Consider the following 16,459-nt stretch of genomic DNA (forward strand, 5'->3'; position numbering starts at 1 on the left):
AAATAAATGCACAAATTACACCCAAATAAAACAATAATGATTATCATTTATAATTTGAAATGCTAATTTAAAAATTTAATTTAATTTAAGTCACTATTTTTAATTTGAGTTTTCCATAACTATATGATTTATATTTTGCTTCATTAAGGATTATTCGATAAGGTTTTGTCTGAGTTAAATAATTATTATGGTTGCTATAATAGTTTTCCCAATTAAGTCGGCTTATTTGGCAGATTACCCTATTTATGGCTGTACCTAATACCTGTGCAAAAAGAAAAAATACACATAAGATCAATAGTATAATCATAGATAAGGTAGTCAACTACACCAGTATCCGCAACAATTTGGCGCAGGTAATGACTGAAGTGAACGAAGACAAAATCGTTGCCCACATTACCCGCCGCAACGGTAATAATTGCGTGCTGATGGCGGAAGACAAATATTCTTCGCTGATAGAAACCCTGTATCTGCTGACAAGCAAAGCCAATGCTGCATGGTTGGAAGAGTCGGTTGCTCAAGCTGAAAACGGCCGTTTTATCGATATCGAGTTATAAGCATGAACCACCGTTTTACTGAAAATACGGCGGCCGACTTTCGTTATTGGCAACAGCATGATGAGAAAAAAGTAGCGCGGATTAAGTTGTTGGTTCAAGATATTAAAGAAAATCATCCGAGCGGCATCGGCAAACCCGAACCGCTCCGGCATCAGAAATCAGGGTTATGGTCGCAGCGGATTGACAGGGAGTACCGGCTGGTCTATTCAGTTGAAAACGATATGATGACGGTTTACAGCTGCCGTTACCACTATGAAAAATAAATCTCCCCTCCCCAAGAGGCCGTCTGAATGCCAACCTGCCATTCAGACGGCTTTTTCTTATTTCTTTTCTATTTTTTAATATAGTCAAAGAAATTAAAAAACAGTACAAATCCACATAAAGTAAAAGAAAAGGGTATCGATGCAGTCAAGCCGCCAATCCTGACGTATTTTCTTAATCCGAGCCCAATATTTTTCAACAGGGTTAAAGTCAGGACGATAAGGCGGTAACCAAAAAATCGTATGACCTGTACCTTCAATTAAATCTTGAATATCAGCTCTTTCATGAAACGCGGCATTATCCGTCACGGCCGCGCTGTTTTGAGGTAATTCCGGCAATAGCAAAGACCCAACCCGGTTGAGCAGTTTGCCGTTGTGAATTGCGCCTGCAGCATCGGTTTTGTTTTTAAGCTGCCAGTTGTATGTGCCATAACATGACCGGCCTTTAGGTGCACAGGCATAAGGCCATGTCTATTTTTGACTTGCGTGTGGTAACAACTTTTTCTCCAGCCGTTTTTTCCGGTTTTGTATGGTGGCTTTGCTGATGCTGTCTCCACCGGCCAGTGCCCGATAGGAAGCACCTGCTGCAAGTTTGTTCAGTATCATTTGCCGGTAGTCTTTTGAGTATGACATATGTGGTATTGTGCTGAATTTAATTTTCTTTGACTATAAAACTTCATTAAAAAACAAAGTTGTCTGCCTTGTTTAACTTGTCGGAACGCCGTAATAACGGTACTATGCGAAGTTAACAAATACCTTAGTCCGCCTGAAGCCAGCATTTTCAGGTAGCCTGTTATTATATCTTATTGATTTTAATAGTTGAAAGAACCAAATGATTAGTGATATTCAAAAAACTGCTGAAACCAAAATGCAGCGTTCGTTGGAAGTGCTGAAGGAAAATCTGTCTAAAGTCCGTACCGGCCGTGCCCACACCGGCCTGCTGGATCAAGTGGAAATGGAATATTGGGGCAGTATGGTGCCGGTGAGCCAAGTGGCCAACGTCACTTTGATTGACTCGCGCACCATTGGTGTGAAACCGTTTGAAAGCAATATGGCAGCCAAAGTGGAAAAAGCGATCCGCGATTCCAATTTGGGTTTGAACCCGGCGTCTGTCGGCGATTTGATCCGTGTGCCGATGCCAATGCTGACTGAAGAGCGCCGTAAAGACCTGATTAAAGTGGTGCGCAGCGAAGCCGAAGAAGGCCGCGTACACATCCGCAATGTGCGCCGTGATGCCAACGATCACATCAAAAAATTGTTGAAAGACAAAGAAGTGTCGGAAGATGATGCACACCGTGGAGAAGAAGCGGTGCAAAAACTGACCGATAAATACATTGCCGAAGTGGATAAAACTTTGGCTGCCAAAGAAGAAGATTTGATGGCGATCTAAATCCTGACATCCGGATTTGAAACAGGCGGGGCGATTTGCCCTGTCTTTGCAGCTTTCTTCCAATGAGGCAAACATGAACAGCAGTACACAAACAATTTTGGCGCATACCGACGTGCCGCGCCACATCGCCGTGATTATGGACGGCAACGGCCGCTGGGCGAAAAAGCGTTTCCTGCCCCGAGCGATGGGTCACCAACGCGGCCTTAATGCGCTTGAAACTATGGTGAAGCATTGTGCCAAAATAGGCGTGCAATACCTGACCATGTTTGCCTTCTCAACGGAAAACTGGCGCCGTCCCGAAGATGAGGTTTCCTTTCTGATGAGCCTGTTTTTGCGGGCTTTGCAAAAACAAGTGAAGCGTCTGCATGAAAACAATATGCGCTTGAAAGTCATCGGCAGCCGCGGGCGGTTTCATGCCGATATTGTGGCAGGTATTGAAACCGCTGAAGCGCTTACCGCCCAAAATACCGGCCTGACGTTGAGCATTGCCGCCGATTACGGCGGCCGTTGGGATATTTTGCAGGCGGCCAATAAAGTGCTGGCCGAAGGGCATACCGAAATCACCGAAGCACTTATCAGCCGCCATTTGATGCTGGGTGATGCGCCCGAGCCGGACTTGTTTATCCGCACCGGTGGTGAAACCCGCATCAGCAATTTCTTATTGTGGCAGATGGCCTATGCCGAACTGTATTTCACTGATGTATTGTGGCCTGATTTCGACGAAAAAGCCCTAAGCGCGGCCATTTCATCTTTCCAAAACCGCGAACGTCGTTTCGGGCGAACTTCCGAGCAATTACCGGTTGGGCAGCAAAGAGGTTGAAGCGATGTTGAAACAACGAATCCTCACCGCATTAGTATTGCTGTCCTTAATGTTGGGCATGCTGTTTTACGCACCCGATGGACTGTGGGTGGCATTCAGCGGCCTGATTGCCCTGTCGGCCTTGCGGGAATATGCCTGCATGAGCGGGTTGAGCAAAATCCAAATCAACCATTTTATTGTGGCCAGCCTGATTTTCGGCATCGTTGCCTATTTGGGTGATTGGAAGCTGCCCAACGTGGTGTGGTATGTCGTGTTGGTGTTTTGGCTGTTGATTATGCCGCTTTGGCTCAAGAAAAAATGGACGCTTAAGGGCGGCTGGCAAGCCTATGCCACCGGCTGGATGCTGATGCTGCCGTTTTGGTATGCCTTAGTTGATTTACGCCCAAGCCCTGAAAGCGCTGTGTCGTTGTTGGCGGTGATGGGTTTGGTGTGGGTAGCCGATATTTTTGCCTACTTCACCGGCAAAGCATTCGGTAAAAACAAAATTGCCCCGACCATCAGTCCGGGGAAAAGCTGGGAAGGTGCCATCAGCGGCGCAGTATGCGTGGCGTTGTACATGACTTGGGTATGGTATGCGGATTGGCTGGCGTTTGATACTGGCTGGCTGAATGTGCTGTTAATAGGCTTGGTGCTGACGGTGGTCGGCGTGTGCGGCGATTTGCTCGAAAGCTGGCTCAAACGTGCTGCCGGTATCAAAGACAGCAGCAATATTCTGCCCGGTCACGGCGGCGTGTTCGACCGTATCGACAGCCTGATTGCTGTATTGAGCGTGTATGCCGCCATGATGGCAATTTTGAACTGAAGGCCGTCTGAAAGAAGAAGCAGATAAGGACGGCTTCAACTGCTTTTAAACGCCAATACAAAAGCGTACCTAATCCCGCCGCCGCAATATGCCGTATCAAGCAACTGTCTTTTGGAGAAAATATCATGAAATGCGTTTATACAGCCTTGGCTCTTTGTATCACTCTGGGTGCGTGTGCCGCTGCCAACACTAATACCCGTGATCTTATCTTCCAGCAGGAAAGCTATAAATTTACAGCCTTCCAAAATCAAGACGGCGGCTTCCGCAACCATCTCTACACCGCCCGCAACCACCCTGAACGCAGCCTGATTCTGACAGGCGAAGCCCTGCCGCCTTATGTGACTGCGCAGGAATACGTTAACCAACGGATGCAATTGGAACAGCGGCACCGCAAAAACGACTGCACTGTTACAAAAAAATCCCTGCGGCAAACCGTTTATTATGTCTGCCAAGTCCGCCACGAACCTACCACCCTCGTTTACCTGCCCGGTGCGGTGAAAGGATACGGCTTTGTGAAAATTTATGGCAACAAAAAAGGCTTAAGCTCTGCGGGGCAGCAGAAAGCTGCGGAAGATTTAATCCGTTTGGAGCTGCCGTTTCCAACCGAATAACAGAGAAAATACAATGGCATGAAAAATCAGCCGTTATTTCCCTGCTGCCGTAGTATGTCGAAAAACGATAGGCCGCCCGAAGAACAGATTGATGGGATTGCCGCATCAAACGATTGCGAAAAATCCGACTGCCGTCCGGATCGTTCAGACGGCCTAAACAGAAATTGAAATATGACCACACAAGTTCTCACCATTTTAGGCAGCACCGGCAGTATCGGCGTCAGTACTTTAGACGTGATTGCGCGCCACCCTGGTAAATTCCGCTTATTTGCGCTGGCAGGGCACAAACAGGTTGGGAAATTGGCGGCGCAATGTGTGCAGTTTGCGCCCGAATATGCGGTGGTGTCCGATGGTGAGCATGCCGCGAGTTTGCAAAATCTGTTGCAAACCAAGGGCTGTAAAACCCAAGTATTGCACGGCGCACAAGCCTTGATTGATGTGGCGAATGACGATCAAGTCAGCGGTGTGATGTGCGCGATTGTCGGTGCAGCAGGGCTGCCTTCTGCTTTGGCGGCCGCGCAAAAAGGCAAAACCATTTATCTGGCGAATAAAGAAACCTTGGTCGTATCCGGCGCGCTGTTTATGGAAACTGCCAAGGTCAACGGCGCGACTGTATTACCGGTTGACAGCGAACACAATGCGATTTTCCAAGTGTTGCCGCGCGATTATCAAAGCTGTCTGAACGAGCATGGCATTCAATCAATTATCCTCACCGCTTCCGGCGGCCCGTTTCTCGAAACCGATTTGGCTGCGTTTGCCCACATCACGCCGGCGCAAGCGGTCAAGCATCCGAATTGGAGCATGGGGCAGAAAATTTCGGTCGATTCCGCCTCGATGATGAACAAAGGCTTGGAGCTGATTGAAGCGCATTGGCTGTTTAACTGCCCGCCGGATAAACTTGAAGTTATGATTCACCCTCAATCCGTGATTCACAGCATGGTGCGTTATCTCGACGGCTCGGTGCTGGCACAAATGGGTCATCCCGATATGCGCACACCGATTGCCTATTGCTTAGGCTTGCCCGAGCGCATTGAATCGGGTGTGGGCCCGTTGGATTTCGGCAGCTTATCGGCCTTGACCTTTAAAGAGCCTGATTTCAACCGCTTTCCGTGTTTGAAACTGGCCTACGAAGCCATGCACACCGGTGGCGCCGCACCTTGCGTGTTGAATGCCGCCAACGAAATCGCCGTAGCTGCATTTTTAGACGGTAAAATCCGTTTTACCGATATTGCCAAAGTAGTGGCCGACAGTTTGGAACATCATGTTTCAGACAGTCTTCACGATATTGAAAGCCTGTTGGCGCAAGATGCCTGTACACGTATTCGGGCGAAAGCATTTATCAGCAGCCTGAAATAAGTTTCAGACGGCCTCACCAAACCAAGGCCTTCTGAACGCACAACATCCAATCAAAACATCAGGGGACTTTTTTGCAAACCTTATTAGCATTTATCGTCGCGATTCTGATTCTGGTCAGCTTGCACGAATTCGGCCATTATATTGTGGCGCGTTGGTGCGGCGTGAAAGTGCTGCGCTTTTCGGTAGGCTTCGGTAAGCCGTTTTTCACCAAAAAACGTGGCGACACCGAATGGTGTCTGGCGCCGATTCCTTTGGGCGGCTATGTCAAAATGGCCGATACGCGCGAAGGCAATGTGCCGGAAGAAGATTTACCCTATGCTTTCGACAAACAGCACCCGGCCAAGAAAATCGCGATTGTTGCCGCCGGCCCGCTGACCAATCTGGCCTTGGCGGTATTGCTGTATGGCCTGAGCTTTTCTTTCGGTGTGACTGAAATCCGTCCGTATGTCGGCATGGTCGAGCCGTCCAGTATCGCCGCTAAAGCAGGTTTCCGGCCCGGCGATAAAATCCAATCGGTTAACGGCACCGCAGTCGGCGAATGGGGCGATGTACAAACCGAAATCATCTTGAATGTGGAAGCCGGCAAGGTCGTTGTTACCGTTCAGACGGCCTCAGGACAAGCGGCAACACGCGTGATAGATGCTGCCGGTACCCCCGAAGCGGGTAAAATTGCGAAAAATAGCGGCAACATCGGTCTGTGGCCTTTTAAAATTACCAACTATGTTGGTTTCGTGCAAGAAGGTAGTCCGGCAGAACAAGCCGGTTTGAAAGCGGGCGACAAGCTGATCAGTGCCGACGGTCGTGAAATTCGCGAATGGGCGGCTTGGGCGGAATTGTTCCGCGACAGTCCGGGCAAGAAGCTGGATGTGGTGTATGAGCGTGACGGCCAAACTTTTCAGACGGCCTTACGCCCGAATACGCTGGAATTGGAAGACGGTACCTTGGCCGGCCGTGTTGGTGTGGCGGCACTGCGTGATGAAGCGTGGGATAAGCAGGTTCGCTTCCAATATATGCCGTCTGTAGGTGAGGCCTTCAAAATAGGCTGGGATAAAATGATCGGCTATTCGGCCACTACGTTGAAATTTTTCGGTAAACTGCTGATTGGCAACGCTTCGGCCAATCATGTTTCCGGTCCATTGACGATTGCCGATTTCGCCGGCCGTTCGGCGGCCTTGGGTGTGCAGAGTTATTTGGAATTTTTGGCCTTGGTCAGCATCAGTTTGGGTATTCTCAACTTGCTGCCGGTGCCTGTTTTAGACGGCGGTCACTTGGTGTATTATATCGCCGAATGGATACGCGGAAAACCGTTGAGCGAGCGCATTCAGGCCATCGGTTTACGATTTGGTCTGGCTGCAATGCTGATGTTGATGGCGGTGGCGTTCTTTAATGATATTAATCGTTTGTTTGGATAATTGTATGAAATTAAAACAGATTGCTTCTGCTTTGATGATTTTGGGTTTGACGCCTTTGGCATTGGCCGATTTCACCATTCAGGATATTCGTGTCGAAGGTTTGCAACGCACCGAGCCGAGCACAGTGTTCAACTACCTGCCGGTCAAAGTGGGCGACAACTTCAGCGACGAGCGCAGTGAAGAAATCATCCGTGACCTGTATGCGACCGGTTTCTTTGACGACGTACGCGTTGAAACCATGGGCAACCAAGTGCTGCTGACCGTGGTAGAGCGTCCGACCATCGCCAGTTTGAATATCACCGGCGCTAAAATGCTCCAAAACGATGCCATCAAGAAAAACTTGGAATCATTCGGTTTGGCGCAGTCGCAATATTTCAACCAAGCGACACTGAATCAGGCCGTTGCCGCTTTGAAACAGGAATATGTGAGCCGCGGTAAACAGTCGGCACAAATCAAACCGACCGTGACCAAACTCGCTCGTAACCGTGTTTCCATCGACATCACGGTGGAAGAAGGCAAATCGACCAAAATCACCAACATCGAGTTTGAAGGCAATGAGAAATATTCCGACCGCAAGCTGATGAAGCAAATGTCTTTGAGCAAAGGCGGCATATGGACATGGTTGACCAAAAGCAACCAGTTTAACGAACAAAAATTCGCGCAAGACATGCAGCGCGTGAATGATTTCTATCAAAATAACGGCTATTTCAGCTTCCGCATTGTCGATACCGACATTCAAACCAACGAAGACAAAACCCAGCAAACCATTAAAGTGGTGGTGGAAGAAGGCGACCGGTTCCGTTGGGGCAAGGTACACATTGAAGGCGATACCCGCGAAGTACCCAAAGCCGATTTGTACAAACTGCTAAAAATGAAAGAAGGCCGGTGGTATGAGCGCCAGCAAATGGTGACTGCGCTGGAAGCCATTCAAAACCGCATGGGTACGGCGGGCTATGCATTCAGCGAAGTCAACGTTCGGCCGCAACCGAATCCGGAAACCAAAATTGTCGATTTCGTGTTGTACATTGAACCGGGCCGTAAAGTTTATGTAAACGAAATCAACATCACCGGCAACAATAAAACCCGTGACGAAGTGATCCGTCGCGAATTGCGCCAAATAGAAGCTGCACCATACGACACGTCCAAGCTGCAACGTTCTAAAGAACGTGTGGAATTGTTGGGTTACTTTGACAATGTCCAATTCGATGCCAAACCGGTTGCCGGCACGCCTGACCAAGTCGATTTAAACATGAGCCTGACCGAACGCTCTACCGGCTCGCTGGATTTGAGCGCAGGGTGGGTGCAAGATACCGGTATCGTCATATCCGCCGGTGTGGCTCAAGACAACCTGTTCGGTACCGGCAAATCCGCTTCCGCACGCGTATCGCGCAGTAAAACCACCGCCAACGGCTCGCTGTCGTTTACCGACCCCTACTTCACACCCGACGGCGTGAGCTTGGGCTACGACATCTACGGCCGCAAATACGATCCGCGCAAGGCATCTTCCAGCGCGAAACAGTATAAAACCACCACTATAGGCGGCGGTTTGCGCATGGGCGTGCCGATTACCGAATATGACCGCGTGAATTTCGGCTTGGCGGCAGAACATCTCACGGTTAATACATTCAACGGGGCGCCTAAACGTTATAAAGAATTTATTCAGAAGTATGGTAACAATGATAGCGGCATCGGTAAATTTAAAGGCCGGGTGTATAAAGGTACTATCGGCTGGGGACGTAATAAAACCGATAATGCTTTATGGCCTACCCGCGGCTATTTGACAGGTGTAAACGGCGAAGTGGCCTTGCCGGGCAGTGATTTGAAATATTACACACTGACCCACAACCAGACTTGGTTCTTCCCGTTGAGCAAAGATTTGACCCTGATGTTGGGTGGTGAAGTCGGCTACGGTAACGGTTACGGCAAAACCAAAGAAATGCCGTTCTTTGAAAACTTTTACGGTGGCGGTTTAGGTTCGGTGCGCGGTTTCGAAAGTGGTACGCTCGGCCCGAAAGTGTATGACGAACACGGCGATAAAATCAGCTATGGCGGTAATAAAAAAGCCAACGTGTCGGCTGAGTTGCTGTTCCCAATGCCGGGCATTAAAGATGCACGCACCGTGCGGTTGAGCCTGTTTGCCGATGCGGGCAGTGTGTGGGACGGCAAAACCTATACCGATTCCGAAAACGACATTCGTTCCGGTTCAACACAAAAGCAAAACGTTTACGGTTTGGGCACCAACCACAAATCGACTTTTAAAGAAGAGTTGCGCTATTCTGCCGGTGCGGCGGTAACTTGGCTCTCGCCTTTGGGACCGATGAAATTCAGTTATGCTTATCCGATTAAGAAAAAAGAAGGCGACGAAGTCCAACGCTTCCAATTCCAATTGGGTACCACATTCTGATTCGGGCAGGCCGTCTGAAAACCCCTGTCGGATGTTTCAAACGGCCCGGACTTTCCGCCACAAGAATGTAAAGGACTTGATGATGAAAAAAGTATCAACAATCCTCCGTTTGGGCAGCGCGGCGGTGTTGGGCTTCGGCCTGATGACACAGGCTGCGGCAGCCGAAGCCGTGCAGAAACTCGGTTTCATCAATACCGAACGCGTGTATCTCGAATCCAAGCAGGCGCAAGGCATTCAGGCCAAACTGGAAAAAGAATTCGGCAGCCGCCAAAAAGCCTTGCAAAAGCTGCAACAAGAAGGCGCGGATTTGGAGAAAAAACTGGCCGACAACCGTCTGCAAGGCCAAGCGCGTGAAAATGTAGCCAAACAATGGGGCGAAATGGTACAGCGTTTCCGCCGTGAGCAAGCCAAATTGGCGGAAGACTACAACCTGCGCCGCAATGAAGAATTCGCCGCTTTGCAGCAAAACGCCAACCGCGTAATTCTTGAATTAGCCAAGCAGGAAGGCTACGACGTGATTTTGCAGGACGTCATCTACGTCAACAGCAAATACGACATTACCGACAGCGTGATTAAAGCACTGAATGCACGATAATACTTCAGACGGCCTCCAATCAAACAAGGCCGTCTGGAAAATCAATGGTTAAAAATGCTTTAAACAGCGGGTTCCGTTCCTGAATCAGACGCCTGTTCCTGTTTACACAAGCTGCGAACCGTTCAACCATTTGCCGTTTAAACTTGTGATTTCAAGCATTCAGACAGCCTGAAAGTCCCCTATGGTTTCACAAAACTATACCCTTTCCCAAATCGTGGCTGAACTCGGCGGCGAATGGCGCGGCAACGATATTGCCGTCCAAGCCGTACGCCCCTTGGCCGACGCGCAGGTCGAACACATCAGCTTTTTGGCCAATCCCAAATACAAAGCCGATGTGTACGACAGTCAAGCCGGTGCGATTATCGTGCCGGCCAAGTCTGCCGGTGAGTTTTCCGGCCGCAATCTGATTGTCGCCACCGACCCTTACCTGTATTTCGCCAAAGTCGCACGCCTGTTTTCGCCCATCGTGAAGGCCGCAGGCAGCGTGCATCCGACTGCCGTGATTGAACCCGGTGCCACTGTGCCTGCAAGCTGTGAAATCGGTGCCAACGTTTATATCGGCGCGAATACCGTTTTGGGCGAAAACTGCCGCATTCTGGCCAATGCCGTGATTGAACACGACTGTACCTTGGGCGATGAAACCGTGATTCACCCCAATGCCGTGATTTACTACGGCTGCACCTTGGGCAAACGCGTTGAAATCCACGCCGGCGCAGTCATTGGTGCCGACGGTTTCGGTTTGGCCTTTGCCGGTGATTCGTGGTTCAAAATTCCGCAAACCGGCGGTGTAACCTTGGGCGATGATGTCGAAATCGGTTCCAACAGCAATATCGACCGCGGAGCCATGAATGACACTACTGTCGGTAACGGCACCAAAATCGACAACCAAATCCAAATCGGCCACAATTGCAAAATCGGTTCGCATACCGTCATTGCCGCCAAAACCGGTATTTCCGGCAGCGTGACCATCGGCAATTACTGCATCATCGGCGGCGGTGTCGGTACCGTCGGCCACATTGAAATCGCCGATAAAACCAACATTGGCGGTGGCACTAGTCTGACCCACAGCATTACCGAACAAGGGCAGCACATTGCCGGCATCTTCCCCGACATGCCCTATAGAGAATGGGCGCGCAACGGCGTACACATCCGACATCTGAACGAAATGCACAAGCGTCTCAAACAGCTGGAAAAAACACTCAGCACCAACCATTCAATCCACATCGATTCTAAAAAATAAAAGGAAAATTATGGACTTAACGTTACCGATTGAAGCAAAAGATATTCAAAAACTAATTCCGCACCGCTACCCGTTTTTACAGCTTGACCGCATCACAGCCTACGAGCCGATGAAATGCCTGACCGCGATTAAAAACGTCACCATGAACGAGCCTCAGTTTCAAGGCCATTTCCCCGATTTGCCGGTTATGCCGGGCGTGCTGATTATCGAAGCCATGGCGCAGGCTTGCGGTACGTTGGCCATCTTGAGCGAAGGCGGCCGCAAAGACAACGAATTTTTCTTCTTCGCCGGCATCGATAATGCCCGTTTCAAACGCCAAGTGATTCCCGGTGACCAACTGGTTTTTGAAGTCGGACTGATCACCAGCAAACGCGGCATCGGCAAATTTAATGCTGTGGCCAAAGTCGATGGCCAAGTGGCGGTCGAAGCCGAAATCATGTGTGCCAAACGCATAGTGTAATATTGTCTGAAGCGTTATCCGTCCATGCAGCAGACAACAGGCCGTCTGAACATATTTCAGACGGCCTTATTGAAATAAGGAGCACAACATGTCTCTTATCCATCCTACCGCCATCATTGATCGGAAAGCTAGACTCGATTCCAGCGTGAAAGTAGGGCCTTATACCGTTATCGGCCCGAACGTGCAAATCGGCGCGAACACCGAAATCGGTTCGCACGTCGTGATTAACGGCCATACCTCCATTGGAGAAAACAACCGCATTTTCCAGTTTGCCAGCTTAGGCGAAATTCCGCAGGATAAAAAATACCGCGGCGAGCCGACCCGCCTGATTATCGGTAATGGCAATACCATCCGCGAATTCACTACCTTTAATCTCGGCACCGCCACCGGTATCGGAGAAACCCGTATCGGCGACAACAATTGGATCATGGCCTACTGCCATCTTGCACACGATTGTGTCATCGGCAACGACACTATCTTTGCCAACAACGCATCCTTGGCCGGACATGTCACCATCGGCGATTATGTCATTCTCGGCGGCTACACGTTGGTGTTTCAGTTCTGCCGGATCGGCGACTACGCCATGACCGCGTTTGCCGCCGGTGTACACAAAGACGTGCCACCGTATTTCATGGCCGCAGGCTATCGTGCCGAACCGGCCGGCCTCAACAGCGAAGGTATGCGCCGCAACGGCTTCACTGCCGAACAAATCGCCAACGTGAAAGACGTGTACAAAACCATCTATCACCGCGGCATTCCGTTTGAAGAAGCCAAAACCGATATTCTGAAACGTGCCCAAACCCAATCAGAATTGGCTGTGTTTAAAGATTTCTTTGCCGAATCGACACGCGGGATTATCCGTTGATGATTAAGTGACATGATAAAGGCCGTCTGAAAACCTGAACTGTCCCCCCAACCCTTGGGCAAGTTAAGAATGTTTCTCAAACAGCCTTTTCAAGCCGGGTTCTGCAGGCAACGGGGCTCAGCTTTTTTAAGTCCAGACTCAAGCATTCATGATTGCAGTATGTAATCATTTATGATTGTTGCCGGCCCCGCCGCCGGCAGCGCACCTTCTTCATCGAAGCTTTCCGTTTTCAGGGGTAAGTAACAAAAAAGGTGATGAAAATTGCTGAAAGCCTTATTCTGTAAGGTTTTTAGAGGTTGAATACCCGTGACTGCAAAGGAAACCACATTCATTGGCATTGGTGACACCGATTTTGCAGTGCGGCGGCGCAGATGTGTGCATGAGGCTTTGAAGCGCGCTGCCGGCTGTGCACTTGGTGATAATGGGGTAGGTCCCGGTATTTGAAGTCCGGTGTATATTCGGACATAAGAAAACCGCACCTTCTTAGTTGGGGGGCCTGACTTTTGGGGCGCAGTTTATGTTTCAGACGGCCTTTTACCTTGGTTTGTTTTTTGACAACCTATATCTACATCTTATTGTATTTGTCGGACATGTAGATAATCATCATCCACAAAAGACAGATATACATAATGACAGATGAGGCAACAAACAGCAGGTTTTCTAGAGCAGTCATCGGTGGCATCGGGCATCGGAAACCACATTCATTGGTGGCACCGAAAATATAATAGATGACTTCATTGATAACCAAAACAATAACGGGTTTTTTGTATTTGCGGAAAATATTGCGGATAAAATCCAAAATGATGTCCCACATAATGCCTTACTCCGTATAGTCTCAGATACACAAGAAAGCATTTCCAAGCGCAAGCGGTTATACAATGCTGCTGTATTGACGCAGCTGCGGCATTGCCGGTTGCCGCGTATAACATGAGCCAGCTTTAAATGTTGCAAGTGGATTATGAGATTTTTGTCATAATTGAAGATTGGCAGACATATCAGCAGCCATTGCGAACATTATCTCCTTCAAAGAACCTGATACATTATATAGAAAGTTGTAAGTCACATCTACTGCAAGCATACGTTTCGAACAGGTTTACCACGCTTTCCACGACTTTAATCACATCATTATTGATATTTTCGAGACGGTTGGCAGCAATAATGCCTTTTCCCTAAATTTCGTCAATAAATGCCGCTTATTTATAGATTTGGCACGATTACTTTGTAACAGTGGTATTCATCTTCGGATTATCGGCCTGAAGATTGACATCACCTTGGTTTTTGAAAGATGCACAGACGGCAATCGGGATTGCGCTGAGGACGCAGATTGCTGCTGCGGTAAGTTTGAATTTGTTTTTAAAATTCATTTTATTTCTCCTATAAGTTTTTGTTTAAATACAGCTGACAAACCAACAGTTATTCAAGTTTTGCGGCACCGGCATCTGATTGACGCAATGAGTTTTAAAATTTTCTTTAATAAATAATAAGATTTAGTTTAAATTTTATTTTAAAATTTGGAATATGAATTTGATTTTAAAAAATAAAAAACGTAGAACCATGCTCTGCGGAAAATTATTTTAAAATAGTGTTGGATTTATCCGCAGCGCCAGATCATTCTGCCGAGCAGTTGGAATTTGTCGGCATTGTCAAAGCTGACGGTCATCGGTTCATAAGCGGGATTGCTACTGATGAGCAACAGGCCGTCTTCGGTTTGGCGGACACATTTGATGTAAAACTTTTCTTTGAAAACGAATGCGTAAATCTCTCCGTCGGAAATATCGATTAATACAGTATCCCGGTCTTTGAGATCGGGCTTCATACTGTCGTCGCAAACATACATGCCGCGCAGATTTTCAGGACTCAGCCGTTTGGCCCTCAAGCCAGCGTTGGTGGAACAGCAGCGGATCTTCTTTATGGTTGTTTATCCAGACGAAATTTCCACTACCTGCTGACAATTTGTAGCCATATAGCCTATTTCATGATGGGTGTCAGAACCCGGATTATGCTCTTGTACGGCTACAGGTAAATATTTGGGTAAAAGAGTATCATTGCCGAATTGCAGCCAAACAGTGCTAATACCTAATACTTTGGCAATTTTTTCCAATTTTTTAGCACGGGGAGGAGCACCTTGCCGTTCTCGTCTTCCCAATGTTTGACAGCTTGTGCGGTTACGCCGACCGCATCACCGAGTTGCTGTAATGTCCAACCTTTTTGCCGTCTTATTTGGCGGATTCGGGTATATATGGTTTCCATGATTTCTGTACTGTTGAATTGAAAATTTAGTTTAAATTAGAATATTTCAGTTTAAATATCAAATTTAATTTAAAAAGGCCGTCTGAAACTTTCAGACGGCCTTTGCTTATCAATCTGTTAAAATATCCGCAACTTAACTCTACGTTATTCGCACATGAAAAAAAATCTGACCATCGCCATCTGTGTCGGCGAAGCGTCGGGCGATCTGCTCGGGGCACATTTAGTCTGCGCGTTGAAACAGCGTTGTCCTGAGGCAAAGTTTATCGGTATCGGTGGCGAACGCATGAAGGCGGAAGGCTTTGAGAGCCTGTATGACCAAGAAAAGCTGGCGGTGCGCGGTTTTGTCGAAGTGGTGAAGCGGTTACCGGAAATTCTGAAAATCCGCAAAAGGATTGTGAACGATTTAATCCGCATCCAGCCCGATGTGTTTGTCGGTATTGATGCACCGGACTTTAATCTGGGCGTGGCAGAGAAGCTCAAAGCAGCCGGTATTCCGACCGTGCATTATGTCAGCCCGTCGGTATGGGCGTGGCGGCACGGGCGAGTGAATAAGATTGTGCATCAGGTGAATAAAGTGTTATGTCTGTTTCCGATGGAGCCGCAGCTTTATCTTGATGCGGGCGGGCGGGCAGAGTTTGTCGGACATCCGATGGCACAAACCATGCCGCTGGAAGCCGACCAACAGGCGGCGCGTGTACAATTGGGCTTACCGTCCGATATCCCATTGTTTGCATTGATGCCGGGCAGCCGCGTGAGTGAAATTGATTATATGGCACCGATATTTTTTCAGACGGCCTTATTGCTGCTGGAGAAATACCCGCAGGCGCAGTTTGTATTGCCTGCCGCCACCGCCGCTACGCGTCAACGCTTGACCGGAATCTTGGCGCAAGCCGAGTTTGCCCGATTGCCGCTGACTGTGGTGGACAGGCAATCCGATGTGGCGTGCGCCGCCGCTGACGTGGTATTGGTGACGAGCGGCACAGCTACGTTGGAAGTCGCCTTGTGCAAGCGGCCGATGGTCGTCAGCTATAAAATTTCGCCGCTGACCTATGCCTATGTGAAGCGTAAAGTCAAAGTGTCCCATGTCGGATTACCGAATATTTTATTGAATAAGGCAGCCGTGCCGGAATTGCTGCAACATGATGCCACACCGGGAAAACTCGCTGTAGCGGTTGCGGCATGGTACGACCATCCGGCAGCGGTGGCGCAATTGAAACAGGATTTTTATGCCCTGCATGAGTGGCTGAAAAAAGATACGGCGGCGTTGGCGGCAGAAGCGGTGTTGGCGGAAGTAAAGGCCGTCTGATCAAGCGCTTATGCGGCGTAACCGGATGATAAAGATTGACAAAGCGGCACAACGCTTCCTGTGCTCCTTATTCCGGAACGTACATTTGTTATGCCGCATCTCTATCAAAATGCGGATAACGTGCCCGGCTTTAC

At 48.8% G+C, this 16,459-nt stretch carries 19 protein-coding genes; 14 read left to right on the forward strand and 5 right to left on the reverse strand.

Annotation, left to right across the window (positions count from 1 at the left end; genetic code table 11):
* The first annotated feature begins 245 nt into the window (after window positions 1–245).
* Together C7N83_RS16500 and C7N83_RS01635 are read left to right on the forward strand one after the other, a co-directional pair.
* Window positions 246–554, forward strand: a complete 309-nt coding sequence (locus C7N83_RS16500; RefSeq protein ID WP_106740141.1) for a type II toxin-antitoxin system Phd/YefM family antitoxin — start codon at window positions 246–248, stop codon at window positions 552–554.
* A gap of 2 nt (window positions 555–556) precedes the next feature.
* Window positions 557–817, forward strand: coding sequence for a Txe/YoeB family addiction module toxin (locus tag C7N83_RS01635; protein WP_106740142.1), 261 nt, complete (start codon window positions 557–559; stop codon window positions 815–817).
* A gap of 93 nt (window positions 818–910) precedes the next feature.
* Here C7N83_RS01635 and C7N83_RS01640 read toward each other — a convergent pair whose 3' ends face one another.
* Entirely contained in the window at window positions 911–1,153 is a 243-nt protein-coding gene (locus C7N83_RS01640) for a transposase (RefSeq protein ID WP_170064760.1), read from the reverse strand.
* Between the two features lie 493 nt (window positions 1,154–1,646).
* Between C7N83_RS01640 and frr the strand changes: the two genes are divergently transcribed.
* From frr to lpxA, 11 genes are all read left to right on the forward strand, one after another.
* The gene (gene frr / locus C7N83_RS01645) at window positions 1,647–2,204 is read left to right on the forward strand and encodes a ribosome recycling factor (RefSeq protein WP_106740146.1); all 558 of its coding nucleotides are present in this window, start codon (window positions 1,647–1,649) and stop codon (window positions 2,202–2,204) included.
* Between the two features lie 73 nt (window positions 2,205–2,277).
* Window positions 2,278–3,024: an undecaprenyl pyrophosphate synthase gene (locus tag C7N83_RS01650; protein WP_106740147.1), complete on the forward strand. Its 747-nt coding sequence runs from the start codon at window positions 2,278–2,280 to the stop codon at window positions 3,022–3,024.
* 4 nt (window positions 3,025–3,028) lie between these two features.
* Complete coding sequence (locus C7N83_RS01655; protein WP_106740174.1) at window positions 3,029–3,826, forward strand: phosphatidate cytidylyltransferase; 798 nt, start codon at window positions 3,029–3,031, stop codon at window positions 3,824–3,826.
* 125 nt (window positions 3,827–3,951) lie between these two features.
* On the forward strand, window positions 3,952–4,437 hold the full coding sequence (locus C7N83_RS01660) for a hypothetical protein (protein WP_106740149.1): 486 nt from the start codon (window positions 3,952–3,954) through the stop codon (window positions 4,435–4,437).
* A gap of 171 nt (window positions 4,438–4,608) precedes the next feature.
* The gene (gene ispC, locus C7N83_RS01665; RefSeq protein ID WP_106740151.1) at window positions 4,609–5,793 is read left to right on the forward strand and encodes a 1-deoxy-D-xylulose-5-phosphate reductoisomerase; all 1,185 of its coding nucleotides are present in this window, start codon (window positions 4,609–4,611) and stop codon (window positions 5,791–5,793) included.
* A 71-nt stretch (window positions 5,794–5,864) separates the two neighbouring features.
* Window positions 5,865–7,205 carry an RIP metalloprotease RseP gene (gene rseP / locus C7N83_RS01670; RefSeq protein WP_106740152.1) on the forward strand — a complete coding sequence of 447 codons (1,341 nt, stop codon included), beginning with the start codon at window positions 5,865–5,867 and terminating at the stop codon, window positions 7,203–7,205.
* Window positions 7,206–7,209: 4 nt separating this feature from the next.
* Window positions 7,210–9,609, forward strand: coding sequence for an outer membrane protein assembly factor BamA (gene bamA, locus C7N83_RS01675; RefSeq protein ID WP_106740154.1), 2,400 nt, complete (start codon window positions 7,210–7,212; stop codon window positions 9,607–9,609).
* Window positions 9,610–9,691: 82 nt separating this feature from the next.
* Complete coding sequence (locus C7N83_RS01680; RefSeq protein WP_106740156.1) at window positions 9,692–10,204, forward strand: OmpH/Skp family outer membrane protein; 513 nt, start codon at window positions 9,692–9,694, stop codon at window positions 10,202–10,204.
* A gap of 181 nt (window positions 10,205–10,385) precedes the next feature.
* Complete coding sequence (gene lpxD, locus C7N83_RS01685; RefSeq protein WP_106740158.1) at window positions 10,386–11,444, forward strand: UDP-3-O-(3-hydroxymyristoyl)glucosamine N-acyltransferase; 1,059 nt, start codon at window positions 10,386–10,388, stop codon at window positions 11,442–11,444.
* A 10-nt stretch (window positions 11,445–11,454) separates the two neighbouring features.
* The gene (gene fabZ, locus C7N83_RS01690; protein WP_106740159.1) at window positions 11,455–11,904 is read left to right on the forward strand and encodes a 3-hydroxyacyl-ACP dehydratase FabZ; all 450 of its coding nucleotides are present in this window, start codon (window positions 11,455–11,457) and stop codon (window positions 11,902–11,904) included.
* An 88-nt stretch (window positions 11,905–11,992) separates the two neighbouring features.
* On the forward strand, window positions 11,993–12,769 hold the full coding sequence (gene lpxA / locus C7N83_RS01695) for an acyl-ACP--UDP-N-acetylglucosamine O-acyltransferase (protein ID WP_106740161.1): 777 nt from the start codon (window positions 11,993–11,995) through the stop codon (window positions 12,767–12,769).
* A 565-nt stretch (window positions 12,770–13,334) separates the two neighbouring features.
* Here lpxA and C7N83_RS01705 read toward each other — a convergent pair.
* The 4 genes from C7N83_RS01705 to C7N83_RS01715 all read right to left on the reverse strand — a co-directional run bounded on the left by C7N83_RS01705 (window position 13,335) and on the right by C7N83_RS01715 (window position 15,019).
* On the reverse strand, window positions 13,335–13,583 hold the full coding sequence (locus C7N83_RS01705) for a hypothetical protein (protein WP_106740164.1): 249 nt from the start codon (window positions 13,581–13,583) through the stop codon (window positions 13,335–13,337).
* A 400-nt stretch (window positions 13,584–13,983) separates the two neighbouring features.
* A complete protein-coding gene (locus C7N83_RS14450) occupies window positions 13,984–14,133 on the reverse strand; it encodes a hypothetical protein (protein WP_170064761.1) in 150 nt (49 codons plus the stop codon).
* 227 nt (window positions 14,134–14,360) lie between these two features.
* The gene (locus tag C7N83_RS01710; protein WP_146135072.1) at window positions 14,361–14,645 is read right to left on the reverse strand and encodes a S24 family peptidase; all 285 of its coding nucleotides are present in this window, start codon (window positions 14,643–14,645) and stop codon (window positions 14,361–14,363) included.
* Between the two features lie 200 nt (window positions 14,646–14,845).
* The gene (locus C7N83_RS01715) at window positions 14,846–15,019 is read right to left on the reverse strand and encodes a helix-turn-helix domain-containing protein (protein WP_106740168.1); all 174 of its coding nucleotides are present in this window, start codon (window positions 15,017–15,019) and stop codon (window positions 14,846–14,848) included.
* Between the two features lie 154 nt (window positions 15,020–15,173).
* Here C7N83_RS01715 and lpxB point away from each other — a divergent pair, with 154 nt between their 5' ends.
* Window positions 15,174–16,325 carry a lipid-A-disaccharide synthase gene (gene lpxB / locus C7N83_RS01720; protein ID WP_106740169.1) on the forward strand — a complete coding sequence of 384 codons (1,152 nt, stop codon included), beginning with the start codon at window positions 15,174–15,176 and terminating at the stop codon, window positions 16,323–16,325.
* The last annotated feature ends 134 nt before the right edge of the window (window positions 16,326–16,459 follow it).

Source organism: Neisseria iguanae, from assembly GCF_003013245.1.
Classification (GTDB): Bacteria; Pseudomonadota; Gammaproteobacteria; order Burkholderiales; family Neisseriaceae; genus Neisseria; species Neisseria iguanae.

Coding starts and splice junctions, on each gene's coding strand:
- C7N83_RS16500 (WP_106740141.1), top strand. CDS start 246: ATGGCTGTACCTAATACCTGTGCAAAAAGAAAAAATACACATAAGATC.
- C7N83_RS01635 (WP_106740142.1), top strand. CDS start 557: ATGAACCACCGTTTTACTGAAAATACGGCGGCCGACTTTCGTTATTGG.
- frr (WP_106740146.1), top strand. CDS start 1,647: ATGATTAGTGATATTCAAAAAACTGCTGAAACCAAAATGCAGCGTTCG.
- C7N83_RS01650 (WP_106740147.1), top strand. CDS start 2,278: ATGAACAGCAGTACACAAACAATTTTGGCGCATACCGACGTGCCGCGC.
- C7N83_RS01655 (WP_106740174.1), top strand. CDS start 3,029: ATGTTGAAACAACGAATCCTCACCGCATTAGTATTGCTGTCCTTAATG.
- C7N83_RS01660 (WP_106740149.1), top strand. CDS start 3,952: ATGAAATGCGTTTATACAGCCTTGGCTCTTTGTATCACTCTGGGTGCG.
- ispC (WP_106740151.1), top strand. CDS start 4,609: ATGACCACACAAGTTCTCACCATTTTAGGCAGCACCGGCAGTATCGGC.
- bamA (WP_106740154.1), top strand. CDS start 7,210: ATGAAATTAAAACAGATTGCTTCTGCTTTGATGATTTTGGGTTTGACG.
- C7N83_RS01680 (WP_106740156.1), top strand. CDS start 9,692: ATGAAAAAAGTATCAACAATCCTCCGTTTGGGCAGCGCGGCGGTGTTG.
- lpxD (WP_106740158.1), top strand. CDS start 10,386: ATGGTTTCACAAAACTATACCCTTTCCCAAATCGTGGCTGAACTCGGC.
- fabZ (WP_106740159.1), top strand. CDS start 11,455: ATGGACTTAACGTTACCGATTGAAGCAAAAGATATTCAAAAACTAATT.
- lpxA (WP_106740161.1), top strand. CDS start 11,993: ATGTCTCTTATCCATCCTACCGCCATCATTGATCGGAAAGCTAGACTC.
- C7N83_RS01705 (WP_106740164.1), bottom strand. CDS start 13,583: ATGTGGGACATCATTTTGGATTTTATCCGCAATATTTTCCGCAAATAC.
- C7N83_RS14450 (WP_170064761.1), bottom strand. CDS start 14,133: ATGAATTTTAAAAACAAATTCAAACTTACCGCAGCAGCAATCTGCGTC.
- C7N83_RS01715 (WP_106740168.1), bottom strand. CDS start 15,019: ATGGAAACCATATATACCCGAATCCGCCAAATAAGACGGCAAAAAGGT.
- lpxB (WP_106740169.1), top strand. CDS start 15,174: ATGAAAAAAAATCTGACCATCGCCATCTGTGTCGGCGAAGCGTCGGGC.